The following is a 14,297-nucleotide window of genomic DNA, read 5'->3' on the forward strand; positions in this document are numbered from 1 at the left end:
GCCGAAGGCGCGTCTCCGACACAATACGAGTGCGGGCGGTAGCCTGCTCGCGCAGCGACGATCGCGGACCTCATCGCCGTGCTCCATATCCGGACCCCGTTCCGACGAACGACTTGAAGCGCTGGCGGGCTTCGTCCTCGGTAGCGAGCTCGCGGGCACGGGCCGTGGTCTCGGCACGGGCTTGCGCAGCGAGCAGGCCCTGCAGCGCGAGGGACTGCTTGACGGAAAGGCCGGTGAGCTCGTTGCCGGCCTGGGTTGCTTCGAGCGCTCCCCCGGCATTGCGAGAGCGAGCCATGGCATCGCCGAGCAGAGTCGTATCAGCGCCGATGCTGTCGGCAATCTGGCCCTGCAGCAGCGCGGCACGGCGCAGGCTCGCATGTTCCTCCTCCCATCGCGTGCGGGCGTTGCGCACGACGTCGTCGGAAGACAGAGCGCTTGAAACCTGGCGCGGGAACAACCGCTCGTAGTTAGCTTGCGTCGCTTCGAGTCGGAGCGCGATGGCTTCGCCGGCACGGAGTTGGGTCTGGATGCCAGCAAGCGTGCGCTGCAGGTCGGGCGAGATCGTCGACCCGAGCGCGACCAGGTTCTGATCCATGCGCAGGATCATCTGCACCTGGTTCTGGAGAGCGCGCACCTGATTGTTGATCTGCTCCAGTGCGCGCGTAGCGGTGAGGAGGTTCTGGCTGTAGTTGGTCGGATCGAACACGGTGAACTGGGCGATAGACGGTGCTGGCGTGCTGGCCAGAATTGTGACGGCGATTGGCGTCGCGAGAAGTGCTCGGCGTAAAGCAGTCATCGCGTGCTCCTCTTGACCTTGGACGGGGGGACGCGGAATGGCGACAACCGTTGTGGCATCGAGCTGCCGCCAGGGAGACCCGGAAGGATCGGCCCATCGCTTGCTGGCGCGAATCGGTGCGGCGGTGTGGTGTTGGCTGCGTTTGCCATTTTGTCAGAAGCAACGTGCGCCTGCGGCAATTGCAGCGGTCGGGGCTCGGGCGGCGCGGCGCTCACCGCCTGCGGTCGGGCAGCCACGGATCTGGGAAGCGGAGGCGGCGTTGCTATTGGACGCCAGCGCTGGAGCAGCTCCCGGGTCCACGGGAGCTCCTTGGCGGCGAGGAAGTCGGCCGCGAACCCGTCCGATCCGGCGCTCCGCTGACACTGATCGATGAGCCGTTGGTCGTCGGGTGAAGACGATCCGCATAGTGCGAGCGCGACAGGTCCGAGGCCCAGCTCAAAGAGCCGATTGCCGCGCGCGGTCTGGGCATAGTAGTCGCGCTTCGGCGCTGCGACGCTGAGCGTTGCGATCTGGCGCGCATTGAGCCCAAAGCGCTCGTAGACGCCCCGTGTCTGTGGCTCCAGCGCGCGATCGTTGGGTAGAAAGATGCGCGTCGGGCAGCTTTCGATCAGAGCCGGCGCGATGGTCGAGCGCTCGACATCGGCGAGCGATTGCGTCGCGAACACGACGGCGACATTTCTTTTCCGCAAGGTCTTGAGCCATTCGCGGATACGGGCGGCGAACAGCGCATCGTCGAGAAAGGTCCACGCCTCGTCCAACACCATCAGCGTCGGGCGCCCGTCAAAGCGGGCCTCGAGGCGATGGAAGAGGTAGGTGAGCACCGGCGGGATCAGCGCCTTATGCCCCATGAGCGGCTCCAGCTCGACGTGCAGGACATCGGTCGTGGCAATCTGCTCCGAGGAGCCGTCAAGAAGCCTGCCGTAGGCGCCTTCGAGGGTGTAGGGCGACAAGGCCGCGACGAGCTCCGCGGACTGAATCAGCACCGCGAGTCCGGTCAACGTACGCTCCTGCGGCGCCGTCCGGGTCGACCAGGATGTCGGCGATGTTCTGGATGTCGCGTACCTCGTGGACGCCTTTGCGCACCTCCAGCAGCGGATTGAACCGCGCCGATCGCGGATCGGTCGGATCGAACAGCAGGCAATGAGAAAACCTGGAGCGCCAGCCGGCGGTCAGGGCCCAGTTCTCGCCCTTGATGTCGTGGATGACCGCAGAGCCAGTCCAAGTCAGCAGCGTCGGCAGCACCAGGCCGACACCCTTCCCGGACCGCGTGGGTGCGATGGCGAGGACATGCTCGGGGCCGTCATGTCGCAGGTAACGATCGTGATGGAGGCCGAGAACGACACCACGATCGTCGAGCAGGTGTGCTCCGGCGACGTCGGAAGCGTCCGCCCAGCGGGCAGAGCCATAGGTCGTCGCGACGGTCCTGCGGCTCGCCCGCCGGGCGGCTCCCCCAAGCGCGACCGCGCCGCCAAGCAGTCCCCCGACTGCAGCAACGGCGCCGGCTCGCGCGAACACATCAGGCGCCTGGTGGTCGAAGGCGATCCACCAGGAGAGCACCTGCCACGGCGCGTAGATCTTGATGCCGAGAATATCGATCCATGCTGTCCCGAGCGCCGGCTGATAGGCGAGCATCGCCGCGGCCCATTGGGTGCCAGCCCACAGGCAGACGATGGCGAGCGACAGGGCTGCAACGGCTTCCAGGGCGTATGTGCGGTCCAGCATGCGGGTTCTCATGAGCCAGTAGTGGATCGGTTCTGAGCATGAGCGCGGTCGCTGTTGCCGCCCATAGGGAAAGCAAGGGAAACGAAGGAAGCGGAAGGAGCGCGGAGGAAACCGGGGGAAGTCCGCGCGAAGGGTGTTGTGCCCGCAGTCAATGTCGACTGTGGTGCGGGGCACTGAGGTCGATATCGCCGGACAGCAGACCAGGAATTGGATTTTGCCGCGGCGATCTCGGCGTGGGCTCAGAGCTCTCCGCGGCTCAGCGAACCGAGACATCGGTCAGCTGGCCGATACGCTTTGGTCCAACTACCGTCTGTTAACGATCAATCCCCGGAGCTGAGCGGATGGCACATCCCCGTCACTACGTCGGGCCGGCGCGATGGCCACCTGCGCCCAACGCCTACGACTACGCACTCGAGCTTTGCCACAGCGACCTCGCCTGGGAGTATCTCCGCCGCCAACCGCTCTATCAGCGCGACTTCCAACTGAGCCGTGCAGGCCTCACACCTCCGATTCGACTGCGCTCAGGGCTATATCTCACGCGCGCACGCAAGCGTGCGCACCTCGCCACACGCTGGCTGCTCTGTTCCTTTCGTCGACCCAACGATCACGGCGCTTGAGGCACCGATCACTTGGCACAGCGCTTCCGCGGCGCCAACCATCCAGGTTGCAACGCGACACGCAGCCGATCCCGCGGCGCCCCATCTCTCATTTGGCCATCTGAAGACGTCGGTGCACGTCACCGCAGGACCGGGACAAACACAGCTTGTCATGCTGCGGGATTCGAAGCACGCACTCACACTACACTGCCGGGGTGCTCAAGTCTTGCGGTGCCCAGTCGATGTGACCCTTCAGTATGACGGTGTGCCGAATCCCGCCGACGTCGTGCAGTCCGTCGTCATCTTCGAGCACCTCATGCGCCGGCCAGAACACACCATCGATCGCTCCCTATGGCGCATCCTACGCCGCGACGGACTTGCCTGCCTCGACGGCAAGGCACTTGGCGCCACCTATCAGGACATCGCCAAGGTGCTCTATCCCCATCGCATGCGGGAAACTCGATGGACGCGGGACAGCAATCCCCTTAGAGAGCATCTGCGCCGCGCCTATGCCGTCGGCCAAGATCTACGCGACGGCGGCTACGTCGACCTTCTCAACGCCTAAGGGTGTCGCGGGTCATCCCAAAACTCCGACATACCCGGTCGTCGCCCATCTCGCCGATGATCAACCGGGGGGCTTCTTCGCTGTGAGAGGTCCACATGATCCGACGGCGCAGCTCGCAATTGCTCACAACCGCCGAGGCTGCGGTGGTGCTCCGCCTCAAGCCACACTCGCTCGAGAACATGCGCTGTGACGGCACGGGACCGCTATACCGGAAGCACGGCAATCGCGTCTTCTACCACCGCGCCGAACTCAACGCCTGGTCCAAGGGCCGCCGCCTGAGAAAGACGTCGGGAGAGAAGGGCGAGGCCAATGGATGATCAGGACAAGCCCGCTGCCACCCTGACGACCGCTGAAGCCGCCAGCTTACTCAATGTGCAACCGGACACGCTCCGCCGTCTGCGTCTGCGAGGGGCCGGACCGGCGTTCGCTCGATCGGGCCCCCGGGTTCTCTATCATCGCGCCGAGCTCGACGCATGGGCGACGGCGTCACGCCGGCGCAGGCGCGCGCGATGGTCGATCCTCATCGCGACAGCGGCCGTGCTGGCGCTTCTGGCCGTGCTCTATCTTGGCAAGCGGCCGATGTTTCTCTGGAACACAACGCCAAGCGTCCCACTCGGGCTGTACCTGATCACTTCTGCCCCATCCTCGGCCGGCAGCATCGTTGTTGCTCGATTGCCATCCAGCGCCGCGCAGCTCGCCGCTCGGCGCAGTTATCTCTCAGCGACAGCCTATCTGCTCAAGCCGGTTGCCGCGACGAACGGCGACCGCGTCTGCCGGTTCGGCGCGCACATCTTCGTTCGCCACAAGCTCGCCGCGCTGGCCCTCGCAACAGACCATCGTGCACGTCCACTGCCCCGCTGGCAGGGTTGCCGGACGCTGCGCGCCGGCGAGGTCTTCTTACTCGGGGCCACTCCCGACAGTTTTGACAGCCGCTACTTCGGACCGATCGGCTCCGAAATGGTCATCGGCACCGCAGCACTCATCTGGCAAGCCGGCTGACCGAGCAATGGTCCGCGTTTCGATCCGGAGCTAAGCAGAGTTTGCGTCGCTGCCGACCGGCGCCTTCCGCTGCTTACCGGAACCGGACGCAAGCGAGACGACTCGAAGAGCCAACAAGGGACATCGCTGCCGTTGACAGTCTGCCCTCGACGCTGGCATTTTGACAGAGTTGCAGTAGGGCGCATCGGTAGAAGCCGAAGGGGCTATGCCCACCTACGATCCGCGAACCGTAGTTGCGCCCATGCCGAATCTCGAAAACCTGAAGAAGCAGGCCAAGCAGTATCTGCGCTGGCATCGTGAGCGATATCATCCAGTCGCCGCGGAGATCAGAGCCTCACTGCCTCGATTTCAGCACCTGGATGACCATCAGGTGTTGGAGGCGACGTTCAAGCTCAGCGACGCACAGGAGCTTGTGGCACGCCAATTGGGGTTCGAGGGATGGCAGGCGCTCAAGGCAGGAGCCCTAGCCATGAATACTCAGGTCAAGCAGACAACGGCACGTACGATCCTCAGCAGGACGGAAGCCGTACTCTACGTCGCTGACTTCAAGGCGTCGTGCGATTTCTTCACTTCTAAACTCGGATTTGCAGTGGAGTTTGCCTACGGCGAACCGCCGTACTACGGCTTGGTCAAGCGGGACCATGCGCGGCTTTGCCTGCGCCGTGTTTGCGAGCCGGTCTTTGTCGGGGATATTCGCGAGCGCGAGCAGTTGCTGTCGGCCTCGATCACGGTGGATTCGGCAGCAGAGATCAAGCAGCTCTTCCTGGAGTTCCAATCCGCCGGCGTGAGCTTCCACCAAGGGCTCAAGAAAGAGCCTTGGGGCGCGCGGAACTTCATTATCCTCGATCCTGATGGCAATCTCATCTTGTTCGCGGGGCCCGCCGACTGAACGCAACTCCAGACAATGAGGCGAAGGCAGCTGCTAAGCCTTCGCCTTGTTCCGCTAAGGGGTCAGCAGCATCGGTTCGACCACCGGACGGCAGATTCCGCTCAACCTCCACGAACAGACATAGGCGGCAACGGGTTGCCACGTCGCAATGGGCCAGTAGACGACGTGGCGTGATGCTCAGTAATGTCGAGGCCGCAGAAAAGGAGCGATGAATGTCCGCCGTCCTGAAGCACGCCTGCGCAAAGCACCTCTCGTACGACCTTCCGGTACGCGCCGCCGATGTATTGCGCGGCTTGGCTGATTACGCAGGCGACGCCCTAGTCGAAACCCTAGGGCATGGGGCGTGGGCTGACCAATTGGCGGAGAGAGTGCGCTCGCTGCTCGGCTGTGAAGCCGCCGTGTTCATGCCCTCAGGCAAGACCGCTCAGAACATTGCCTTCAAGCTTTGGTGCGAGCGGCGGGGATTCCACGCGATCGCCGTGCATCCTCGATCCCACGTCGAGCAATGGGAGGGGAAGGCCTACGCACATGTGTTCGGGTTGAATGCCGTGGCTTTCGGTGATTACGACCGGCAGACATCGCCGTCAGACATCGATACGCTGCCGACGCAGTTGGGTGTGGCAAGTATCGAGCTGGCACTGCGCCCGCTCGGATGCCCTGTCATTCCCTGGTCGGATCTCACATCGATTTCACAGCGCTTGAGGACACTGGGCGTACCTTTCCACGGCGATTGCGCGCGGATCTGGGAGGCTCAACCGCACCTCGATCGTCCATTACCGGACATCGCCAAGCTCTTCGATAGCCTCTACGTTTCACTCTACAAAGGCCTCGGCGGCCTAGCCGGCGCAGTCTTGCTCGGCCCAGCCGACCTCATCTCGGAGGCTAAGACTTGGCAGCGGCGCCTTGGGCAACGGCTTCCGGGCGAGTTCCCCTTTCATTTGGCGGCACTCAAAGGCCTAGAGGAGCGGCTATCTTTGATGCCGGCGTTCCGTACCAAGGCACGCGACCTTGCCAAAGCCATTACGCGTATCGACGGCTTGCGCGTTACGCCAGACCCTCCGCACACGAATGCCTTCCAGGTCATACTTGGTGGACGCCGCGAGAAGATGGCCGCAGCACGCGACGAAGTTGCGCGGCGAATGGGTTTATGGCTCTACGAACTCACCCCACCCAATCCAGTCGATGGGCTTGTCACTTTCGAGGTCCATGTTCGAACAGCTGCGCTCAAGCTCGAAGAGAGTGAGGTTGCAGAGGCGATTGCGATGTTCAAGTCGCTGATCCGATAGCAACGCGTTGGGTTCGCCCATGCCCGAAACGGGTCATAAGTAAGGTCATCGATGATGTGCGTCGCGCTGACGAGTGGACTGCACAGGACCCGCCTGCAACCGACGTGTAGGGCCAATCGCGCTGGTGCAAACCACGCGGATATACGTCCAAGCTTCCATGGGGACAATGGGATGGGTCGAGGAGAGGCAATGTTGGGGCAACTTGGATGAGCGCAGCAAACTTCAGTATTGGCCCAGAGGATCCGCGCCATCCAGAAGTTCGCAAGTTAATTGCGGAGTCGGATTCTTATATGCAAGAGCGATATCCAACTGAGAGCAATCACCTCGTAGACGCTAGTGCTCTCGCTGGGCCGGGCACGCTATTCCTGACGGCTCGCCTCAATGGTCAACTGGTGGGGTCTATAGCATTTCAAACTTTTGCCCCTGCGCACGCAGAGATGAAGCGTCTCTTCGTGCGCTCGAATGCCCGCGGAGCTGGTCTCGGACGTCACTTGGTGGAAACCCTCGAAGAGATCGCGCTAAGTCGGCATATTTATCGCATCAGCTTGGAGACTGGAGTAAGACAACCAGAGGCAATCGGTCTCTATCGTGCATCTGGTTACATCGAGTGCCCACCTTTCGGCGCCTACAAACCAGATCCACTTAGTTTATTCATGACCAAGCAACTCAGCTCGCAACCAATTGGCGCATAGGGTACGCTACCGCCGCGCTCCTTATCTGACTTGCTCGCCGCTGCATCACATCAGAGGCGCACATATCAAAGAGTTCGCCTTTGATCATCGGGCTAACGAGTGAGTGCTAGGCGGAGCCCAAGGCACACCAGAAGCCCCCCCATTACGGCATTTATGCCGCGCTGCGCACGTTCATAATAGCTCCTGATTGGAGGAACTGTAAGAAATATCGCAACTGAAGCCCACCAAGCTGCTGACACAAGAATGGCGGTGGATACGGCCGCAGCCAGTAGCCAGTCCGGCGAGTCTTTTGGCATCACGACCGCGAAGATACTAGTATAATACGCCAGAGATTTTGGATTGGTCATGCTGGTCGTGTAGCCTGCCCGAAGCGCCAGCATCCCAGAATGAGGTTGCTTGTTTGCGCCCTGCTTCACCGCAGAATTTTCGCGAAGAGCTCCAATCAGCAGTTTTCCCCCAAACCAAATCAAGTAGAGCGCTCCTGCCAATTGCAGAGCTTGATACACATACGGCATTCGCAACATCACGACGCCAACACTGGTTGCAGCCAGTAGAGCCCAAGTGAGAGTTGCCAACAAGATGCCGCAGCTTGCAAGCAAAGCCAGCCGGCGTGAGCCGTTGATTGCATAACTCGTCACGATCATGAAGTTTGGCCCGGGACTGGCGGCCCCAAGGAACTGGACTACCGCGATAGTCAGCAGAATGCCGAAATAATCCATGGTGAACTCGCTCAGGTTCCGTCGATTGGTCGTGCTTAGCCTTGACCCGTGGAGACCTGTCGAACGTCGATCAAGTTCTTCACGGCGTTGATCCGTGTGACGTGACGAGCTTAAGCAGACGAGGTGACACTGCGCAATCTGGGTGCCTGCTATTTCCGCAATGGGTCAAAATCGTCGATCGCGCCGGTACCGATCATGTCGCTAGTGCGCCGGGTAGCTACCGCCAACTACGGTGCAGCGATCGGTTGCGATGGGCCAGCAGGAGAAGTGCGTCATGCTTCTGCAAATTCGCTTCAGCACCCGGAGCATGCAAGAGTATGCACATAGGATCGCCCCCCGGCTCGTTCTGGAACAGCATGCTCAGAACTCGACGCCTCATACTCACCAAGTGGGATGATTGCCACCGCGAAGCGTTCGCATTGATGCACGCCGATCCTGAAGTAATGGCAGATCTCGGAGGGCCTATTGATCGGTCAGAGAGCCATTTGAAGTTCGAGCGATACTGCGTAGCCGAGCGCGAGCACGGTGTCTCGCGATGGGCGGTTGAGGATTCAAGTGGTGCATTTATCGGCTACGCAGGTGTGATGCCTCGACTATCCAAGGATCATCCGCTGGGGCTGCATTTCGAAGTCGGCTGGCGGCTCGTTCGTGCGGCCTGGGGACATGGCTACGCCACGGAAAGCGCCAGGGCCGCTCTCCGTCACGCTATTCGTGACGTGGGGCTGAGTGAGATAATATCGTACACGAGCCCCGATAACCTCCGATCTCAGGCTGTCATGACGAGACTGAACTTGGTGCGCGACCCATCGCGCGACTTTACATTGCGCACCTCAACCGGCCAGCAGTGGCAAGGATGGGTTTGGGCTGTGCCACTGAGCGTTTAGACCGCTCTGGGCCAATAGCCGACTCTGAGTCGAGACATACTCCATCATCTCGACGCTAGCGCAACGCGCCCGAGCGTCTGCCGCAACAGCCAAATGACGATCACCATGTTCACGATGTTCCAGCCGATGCCATTGATGAGTGCGGCGGCGTAGGAGCCGGTCCAGTCGTAGATCGCCCCCGCCAGCCAACCGCCGAGCGCCATGCCGGCAAGCGTGGTCGATATGGCAAGGCTGACGCGAAGACCGGCTTCCCGCGCCGGGAACAGTTCGCGGATGATCACCGCGTAGCTCGGCACAAGGCCACCCTGCGCCAGACCGAAAGTGGCCGAAATGACGTAGAGCGAGACGAGCCCATCGAAAGGCAGATAGAGCGCGAGAGCGATGGCCTGCATGACGGAGCCCAGCAGCAGGGTCCGCAAGCCGCCGATGCGGCTGAACACCCAGCCGAAGATCAGACGGCTCGCCACGCCAAAGCCGAGCATGACAGCCAGCATCTCGGCGCCGCGCGCTGGGCCGTAGCCTAGATCGGCGCAGTAGGCGACCAGATGGACCTGCGGCATCGCCATGGCCACACAGCAGCACAGGCCGGCGAGGGTCAGGAGGGCATGTGCGACATTGGGCGGCAAGCCGATGGCCTGGTTGGCATTGCCGGCGCTTGCAGCTTCCATGGCCGGTTTGTGGAATACGGGCCGCCGCCGCAGAACGAGAGCGAGCGGCAGCATGGTGGCCATGCAGAAGATGCCGATGCCGATATGAGTGTGCCGCCAACCGACCTCAGCGATAAAGTGCTGGATGATCGGCGGCCAGACCACACCGGAAAGAGAGCTGCCAATAGTGGCCAAGGAGATAGCGAGGCCGCGATGCCGATCGAACCAAAGCGAGGCGTCCGCCACCAACGGTGCGAAGCTCGCCGCGCTGCCAAGGCCGATGGTCAGACCGGAGACGACGGCGAATGCGGGCAGGGTCGGGGCGTAAGCCGTCAGGATGTAACCGGAGCCCATGAGGATCGTGCCACCGGCAAATGGCGGTAGGATGCCGAAGCGATCCGCAAGCCGGCCGACCGTGATGCCGCCGATCATGAAGCCGATCATCGTGAGCGCGTAGGGCAGAGAAGCTCCGGCCCGTTGCACGCCGAAATCCGCCTGCACTGCCGGCAATGCAACGGCCAAAGACCACAGGCCAACGCAGCCCAATGTACTGAGAGTGATCGAGGCGAGGAGGCGGATCCAGGAATACGAGGTCTCGATCGAGGGCATTTCGGTCGGCGCTGGAGAAATCCATTGACGGGCGCGAAGGCTGCCATCCGTATGGACGGGCTTCGCCTGCGACAAAGCAGGATTTCTCCTTTGTCGCCCGAGTGGGCCTCATGCATGCTTGCGGGCCGCACCTCCCGGAGCCAGCCATGACTTACCTGCTGCCGCCTCTCAATGCCCTGCGCGCCTTCGAGGCGGCGGCTCGCCACCTCAGCTTCAAGCAGGCCGCGCACGAGCTGCACGTCACTGCAGGCGCGGTCAGCCAACAGGTTCGCCTGCTGGAGGAGCGGTTGGGCGTGCAATTATTCGAGCGGTTGGCACGGCAGGTGGTGCTGACTCCCGCCGGCGAAGCCTATCTGATCCCGATACGCAAAGCGTTTGGTCGTATTGCCGAGGCGACCGCCGAGCTCAAGCCCGAGGGCATCACGAACCTGTTGCATATCGGGGTACATGGCTCAGTCGACATCGACGATTTGCGGAGGCGCCTCGCGCAATTCCGCCGGGCTCAACCGCAGGTCGCTGCCCGCATTAGTCAGCCGGCAGGCCTGCACGAGTTGCTCGAAGGCAAGATCGATGTGCTGATCGAGGGTAGCCTGCGGCGCCATCCGGGCTACCGCTGCGACCCTCTGGAGAACGGTTTTCTGATCGCCCCGCTCGGCACGGCGGATTGTCCGGAGATCGAAACGCTGCGTTCCTGCCTGCTCGCTGTCAGTCCGCCTTCCACAGTGCAGCGACGGGCTGCGCGATCGCGCCTCACAGCATAGTGGGGCGGGCGGGATAGTCCCTCGTCGGGCTGTTCCGCTCGGGGTCAAACAATGACCGCCGTCGATGATGGGCGTCGCGCCGCCTTTGCCTCAAGGCGGACGGGCGCGGATGGGCCTCCAACCGAAGCGCAGGGCCGACAGCAGATTCGATCGGCCTCGCTCCTCTCAGCAGGAGCTTCAACCGCGCTGCGAGATTCGATTGATCGCGCGATGCGCGGACTCACCGTGATACATCGTTTTGAGAAAACCGACTCTAATGCGAACTCCCGAGGAGACGATACGTGGCGACTCCGGTCATCGAACAGGCGAAGATCCAGGCTCAGGTGTTGGTGCCGCTGATCAAGACGCTCCAAGCCGAACTGGGCGAGGAACGCGCGAACGCTCTTGTTCGCAAAGCGATTGGCGAGCTCTATCGTCGGCTTGGCCGGGACTGGTGGATCAGGAAAAAGTCAGAAAGTATTGGGAGCAACATGGCATCCGCATTTGCCTCGTTCGCCAAGGCCAACGCTCTCAACTACACAGTTCGCACGCAATCTGATGATGCCTACGAGATCGATGTCACTCGGTGCCAGTACGCGGAGTTCTACAAGGAATTGGGCGAGCCCGAGCTTGGCTTCCTGCTAATCTGCAGCGCGGACTTCCCGTTCGCTGATGGGTTCGGGGCTGAGGTGGACCTCACGCGGACAAAGACGATCATGGAAGGCGCCTGTCACTGCGATTTTCGATATTCGCGCCAGCGCTGCTGATGACTGCAACGGGTCATCTGCGTCGGTTCGGCTCGTGGACGGCCGTTTCCGCTCAACCGCCGCGAACGGGCACCCCGACAACAAGTGTCAACGTTGCGACGGGCCAGTTGCGGTCATACCAATCCTCAGTCAAGTTCTTCGACAAAGATAATAGGAAGCGCCATGACCATGGAAAGAGCGGTCGTCCTCGAAAGGCTCGCAGCAAGGCTCACAGGCCTTTCGTTGGGCCGACCTGTTAGGATAGCCATTGATGGCCGAACGGCCTCCGGTAAAACGACCTTGGCGGATGAGATCGCATTGCACGTTCGTCGCAACGGCTACCCCGTCATCAGAACGTCAATTGACGGCTTTCATCGCCCAAAGACCCAGCGCTATGCTCGTGGTCGCTATTCTGCTGAAGGCTACTACTACGATGCACGTGATCTGGCTGCGGTTATGAAGCTGCTGCTTGCCCCATTAGGACCAAAAGGAGACCGTCTTTATCGCACGCAATCCTTTGATCTCGAAAATGACGTCCCCGTCGATCAGGCACCGCAATTGGCGCCAACCAACGCTATTCTTATCGTCGACGGTACGTTTCTTCAGCGGCCCGAGTTGCGCGAAGGCTGGGACATAGCGGTCTTCGTGAAGACGTCGGAGCGAACGTCTGAACTGAGAGGCGTGTCCCGTGATGCTGATCGCCTGGGCGGTGAGGACATGGTGAGACAGCTCTATGCTGAGAGATATCGCCCTGCCTTCGATCTTTATGAACGCATATGCGCGCCAGAGAAGAGTGCTGACGTTCTGTTCGTCAATGAGCACTTGCAACTCCCGGAAGTTTATATACGGCACGACGGAAGGGTCGCGGACAGCGCTTGACCCGAGGGTAGACAGATTTCTCTACAGCAATCTGTTGCCGGTGATGACCGTTGAGGGCCAATAGGGTGCATGGCACGTACCACACAGTTCGTTGTCCAGTCTGATCGGGAGCAGACGTGCGAAAACTAGCAGTTGCTGCTATGTCGAGTTCGGGACAGCGGGGGCTTCACATGGCAACATCGAGCGCAACCGAGAACATCAGGTACGTCGTGGAAGGCGGGCATAAACTCTCAGGCTCAATAGAGCCGAGCGGGAACAAGAATGCTGCTCTGCCGATCATCGCGGCCACTCTTCTCACTGACCAGCCTGTTCGGCTGTCGAATGTGCCCCGCATTCGGGACACTGAGACACTGGTTGACTTGATTGGCTCGGTAGGGGTCACTGCGGATTGGACCGGACAGAATGAGCTGTCCATTCAGGCCAAAGAGGTTCGGCCAGCGAGCCTCGATCCCGAACTGTGTACTCGGATTAGGGCCTCTATACTGCTCGCAGGGCCTATGCTCGCGCGATGTGGCACGGTTGAGCTTCCACCACCTGGCGGCGATGTGATCGGTCGCAGGCGCGTCGACACCCATCTGCTTGCCTTGGAGCAACTCGGCGCAAGTATCACTGTTGATCAGTCGTACAGGTTCGTCGCATCGCAATTGCAGGGAGCCGACGTTTTTCTCGATGAGCCGAGCGTGACGGCAACGGAAAACGCGCTCTGTGCGGCAGTCGCGGCCAAAGGGACCACGGTGCTGCGAAACGCGGCGTCCGAACCGCATGTGCAGGATCTCGCGCGCTTTCTTTGTGTACTTGGTGCCAGGATAGAAGGCGTGGGTACCAACACACTCAGAATCCACGGCGGGCGGTCACTAGCGGGCGGCGACTTCCGCATCGGACCTGATCATATCGAGGTCGGCTCACTAATCGGTCTAGCCGCCGTCACACGATCAAGCATTACGATCAACAATGCCGGCGTCGAGCATCTGCGATCGACACTAATGAACTTTGATCGACTAGGCATCTCTTGTCGAATTCATGGTGACGACCTCCACATCAGCTCCGACCAATCTCGCAAGGTAAAAGAGGATTTCGGCGGTCACATTCCGAAGATTGAGGACCAACCCTGGCCTGCGTTTCCTGCAGACACGATGTCCATCGCCATCGTCACGGCAACGCAGTGCGAGGGCGTCGTTATGATGTTTGAAAAGATGTTCGAAAGCCGCTTGTTCTTCGTCGACAAGCTCATCGCAATGGGCGCGCGAATTGTGTTGTGTGATCCTCACCGCGCAATCGTCGCCGGCCCATCGAAACTGCGGGCGGCGCGCCTCGAAAGTCCCGACATCCGAGCAGGCATGGCAATGCTTCTCGCAGCGATGTGCGCCGAAGGCACCAGCACAATCAACAATGCTCAACAGATCGAGCGCGGTTACGAGCGGATCGATGAACGATTGAATGCCTTAGGTGCAAAGATCATCCGGCAGCCTTCCCGCGATGAATGAGATCAGCCGCTTGAGAGGCAGAAGCAGGCATTGCCAGCGTGTTG

General features: G+C 61.2%; 13 protein-coding genes and 2 pseudogenes. 10 read left to right on the top strand and 5 right to left on the bottom strand.

The annotated features are described in order from the left end of the window. Positions 1 to 70: 70 nt before the first annotated feature. The 3 genes and pseudogenes from trbJ to CS1BSM3_RS08235 all read right to left on the bottom strand — a co-directional run. Entirely contained in the window at positions 71 to 796 is a 726-nt protein-coding gene (gene trbJ / locus CS1BSM3_RS08225; protein ID WP_072386508.1) for a P-type conjugative transfer protein TrbJ, read from the bottom strand. Then, positions 793 to 1,815, bottom strand: a pseudogene (locus CS1BSM3_RS08230) (conjugal transfer protein TrbE); the annotation flags it as partial. The pseudogene CS1BSM3_RS08230 and the gene trbJ, both read right to left, overlap by 4 nt. After that, positions 1,808 to 2,518 (bottom strand): annotated as a pseudogene (locus tag CS1BSM3_RS08235) (type IV secretory system conjugative DNA transfer family protein); the annotation flags it as partial. The pseudogenes CS1BSM3_RS08235 and CS1BSM3_RS08230, both read right to left, overlap by 8 nt. A gap of 840 nt (positions 2,519 to 3,358) precedes the next feature. Between CS1BSM3_RS08235 and CS1BSM3_RS08245 the strand changes: the two are divergent. From CS1BSM3_RS08245 to CS1BSM3_RS08275, 6 genes are all read left to right on the top strand, one after another. Then, entirely contained in the window at positions 3,359 to 3,679 is a 321-nt protein-coding gene (locus tag CS1BSM3_RS08245) for a DNA -binding domain-containing protein (RefSeq protein WP_174263650.1), read from the top strand. 95 nt (positions 3,680 to 3,774) lie between these two features. Beyond that, positions 3,775 to 3,996 carry a helix-turn-helix domain-containing protein gene (locus CS1BSM3_RS08250; RefSeq protein WP_072386511.1) on the top strand — a complete coding sequence of 74 codons (222 nt, stop codon included), beginning with the start codon at positions 3,775 to 3,777 and terminating at the stop codon, positions 3,994 to 3,996. After that, entirely contained in the window at positions 3,989 to 4,678 is a 690-nt protein-coding gene (locus tag CS1BSM3_RS08260; RefSeq protein ID WP_083528433.1) for a S26 family signal peptidase, read from the top strand. The genes CS1BSM3_RS08250 and CS1BSM3_RS08260 overlap by 8 nt, the downstream gene beginning before the upstream one ends. Before the next feature lie 241 nt (positions 4,679 to 4,919). Then, complete coding sequence (locus CS1BSM3_RS08265) at positions 4,920 to 5,567, top strand: VOC family protein (RefSeq protein ID WP_072386751.1); 648 nt, start codon at positions 4,920 to 4,922, stop codon at positions 5,565 to 5,567. A gap of 212 nt (positions 5,568 to 5,779) precedes the next feature. Continuing rightward, positions 5,780 to 6,853 (top strand): threonine aldolase family protein, encoded by a 1,074-nt coding sequence (locus tag CS1BSM3_RS08270; protein WP_072386512.1) that lies wholly within the window; start codon positions 5,780 to 5,782, stop codon positions 6,851 to 6,853. A 206-nt stretch (positions 6,854 to 7,059) separates the two neighbouring features. Beyond that, complete coding sequence (locus tag CS1BSM3_RS08275; RefSeq protein ID WP_072386513.1) at positions 7,060 to 7,545, top strand: GNAT family N-acetyltransferase; 486 nt, start codon at positions 7,060 to 7,062, stop codon at positions 7,543 to 7,545. A 92-nt stretch (positions 7,546 to 7,637) separates the two neighbouring features. On the opposite strand, the gene CS1BSM3_RS08280 is transcribed toward CS1BSM3_RS08275, so the two are convergent. Both CS1BSM3_RS08280 and CS1BSM3_RS08290 read right to left on the bottom strand, forming a co-directional pair. Then, on the bottom strand, positions 7,638 to 8,264 hold the full coding sequence (locus tag CS1BSM3_RS08280) for a LysE family translocator (RefSeq protein WP_072386514.1): 627 nt from the start codon (positions 8,262 to 8,264) through the stop codon (positions 7,638 to 7,640). A 928-nt stretch (positions 8,265 to 9,192) separates the two neighbouring features. Further along, positions 9,193 to 10,404, bottom strand: coding sequence for an MFS transporter (locus CS1BSM3_RS08290; protein WP_072386752.1), 1,212 nt, complete (start codon positions 10,402 to 10,404; stop codon positions 9,193 to 9,195). Positions 10,405 to 10,550: 146 nt separating this feature from the next. Between CS1BSM3_RS08290 and CS1BSM3_RS08295 the strand changes: the two genes are divergently transcribed. The 4 genes from CS1BSM3_RS08295 to murA all read left to right on the top strand — a co-directional run bounded on the left by CS1BSM3_RS08295 (position 10,551) and on the right by murA (position 14,253). Continuing rightward, a complete protein-coding gene (locus CS1BSM3_RS08295; protein WP_072386516.1) occupies positions 10,551 to 11,165 on the top strand; it encodes a LysR family transcriptional regulator in 615 nt (204 codons plus the stop codon). Between the two features lie 281 nt (positions 11,166 to 11,446). Then, positions 11,447 to 11,911: an L-2-amino-thiazoline-4-carboxylic acid hydrolase gene (locus CS1BSM3_RS08300; RefSeq protein WP_072386517.1), complete on the top strand. Its 465-nt coding sequence runs from the start codon at positions 11,447 to 11,449 to the stop codon at positions 11,909 to 11,911. Positions 11,912 to 12,073: 162 nt separating this feature from the next. Continuing rightward, entirely contained in the window at positions 12,074 to 12,769 is a 696-nt protein-coding gene (locus tag CS1BSM3_RS08305; RefSeq protein ID WP_244540455.1) for a nucleoside/nucleotide kinase family protein, read from the top strand. Between the two features lie 170 nt (positions 12,770 to 12,939). Continuing rightward, positions 12,940 to 14,253: a UDP-N-acetylglucosamine 1-carboxyvinyltransferase gene (gene murA, locus CS1BSM3_RS08310; protein WP_072386754.1), complete on the top strand. Its 1,314-nt coding sequence runs from the start codon at positions 12,940 to 12,942 to the stop codon at positions 14,251 to 14,253. The last annotated feature ends 44 nt before the right edge of the window (positions 14,254 to 14,297 follow it).

Source organism: Hyphomicrobium sp. CS1BSMeth3 (genome assembly GCF_900117415.1).
Lineage (GTDB): Bacteria > Pseudomonadota > Alphaproteobacteria > Rhizobiales > Hyphomicrobiaceae.

Coding starts and splice junctions, on each gene's coding strand:
- CS1BSM3_RS08270 (WP_072386512.1), top strand. CDS start 5,780: ATGTCCGCCGTCCTGAAGCACGCCTGCGCAAAGCACCTCTCGTACGAC.
- murA (WP_072386754.1), top strand. CDS start 12,940: ATGGCAACATCGAGCGCAACCGAGAACATCAGGTACGTCGTGGAAGGC.
- CS1BSM3_RS08265 (WP_072386751.1), top strand. CDS start 4,920: ATGCCGAATCTCGAAAACCTGAAGAAGCAGGCCAAGCAGTATCTGCGC.
- CS1BSM3_RS08305 (WP_244540455.1), top strand. CDS start 12,074: ATGACCATGGAAAGAGCGGTCGTCCTCGAAAGGCTCGCAGCAAGGCTC.
- CS1BSM3_RS08275 (WP_072386513.1), top strand. CDS start 7,060: ATGAGCGCAGCAAACTTCAGTATTGGCCCAGAGGATCCGCGCCATCCA.
- trbJ (WP_072386508.1), bottom strand. CDS start 796: ATGACTGCTTTACGCCGAGCACTTCTCGCGACGCCAATCGCCGTCACA.
- CS1BSM3_RS08290 (WP_072386752.1), bottom strand. CDS start 10,404: ATGCCCTCGATCGAGACCTCGTATTCCTGGATCCGCCTCCTCGCCTCG.
- CS1BSM3_RS08280 (WP_072386514.1), bottom strand. CDS start 8,264: ATGGATTATTTCGGCATTCTGCTGACTATCGCGGTAGTCCAGTTCCTT.
- CS1BSM3_RS08250 (WP_072386511.1), top strand. CDS start 3,775: ATGATCCGACGGCGCAGCTCGCAATTGCTCACAACCGCCGAGGCTGCG.
- CS1BSM3_RS08260 (WP_083528433.1), top strand. CDS start 3,989: ATGGATGATCAGGACAAGCCCGCTGCCACCCTGACGACCGCTGAAGCC.
- CS1BSM3_RS08295 (WP_072386516.1), top strand. CDS start 10,551: ATGACTTACCTGCTGCCGCCTCTCAATGCCCTGCGCGCCTTCGAGGCG.